The sequence below is a fragment of the Treponema endosymbiont of Eucomonympha sp. genome, assembly GCF_001028545.1.
Map to the genome: position 1 here is coordinate 1 of NZ_BBPW01000300.1, position 785 is coordinate 785.

The 785-nt window shown below is 61.5% G+C and carries 2 protein-coding genes; both read left to right on the plus strand.

Translation table 11 applies throughout. The annotated features are described in order from the left end of the window. Positions 1-402 (plus strand): hypothetical protein (locus tag AWU74_RS11870; protein WP_187150911.1); only part of this gene is annotated, 402 nt, incomplete at its 5' end. A 126-nt stretch (positions 403-528) separates the two neighbouring features. After that, positions 529-785, plus strand: a 257-nt coding sequence (locus AWU74_RS06685; RefSeq protein WP_162504969.1) for an FtsB family cell division protein, incomplete at its 3' end; no start/stop codon positions are given.

Consider the following 785-nt stretch of genomic DNA (forward strand, 5'->3'; position numbering starts at 1 on the left):
AGCGCCGAAGGGGCGGAGCGGGCGGCGGACAGCGTCCTTGCCGAGTCGATTCGGAACCCGCCGCGCACCGGAATCCCGCTCGCGGACACGCGGGCAATCGTCGGCGCGCTCAACGGCAGCGGGCTGTTCCCCTTCGCCGAGTTTGAATCCGTGTCGGTAACGGAACTGAATCTGCCCGATATGACGCGCTACCGCCTTGTGCTCGACCGGGACGCGGCGCGTCGGCGGGAAATTGCCGCCCCGGACAACAGCGCGGCGGACGGTGCTCAAAGCCGCTCGTCGCTCGAACAGCTTGAGAAGCTCGGCGCGCTCTTGGAAAACCACCCCGTGTTGGCGGAAGCGCTTGCCAGCTCCGACAAAATCGCCGCGGTGCTTCGCGCGCTCGGCGCGGAGCCGGAATAAGGCGTTCGACGGGAACCGGCAGCAATGAGCGCCCTGCAGCAATCAGGCTTTGCCGCCATGCGGCAAACTCGGTCGCTCCCCCGCAGGATATATGGTGAGAAGGCGGTAATGTGCCGTAAATAAACTATGAGCAAAATAAATGCGCTTGCTGCACTATGGCTGGGAACGGCTGTGTACGTAGCGTTGTCGGTTTCGGTCGGCAGGGACGGCTTTGCCGCGCAAAAGCAGCTGAACGCGCAAAAGCAACGGATGAGTCTGCGTGCAGAAGAACTGGAGCGCACCAACGACGAACTGAACGCAGAGTACAATGCGCTTAAATATGACCCCGAGACTATCGCCGCTTATGCGCGGAAACTGGGCTATGTCGGCAAAAATGAAAAGAT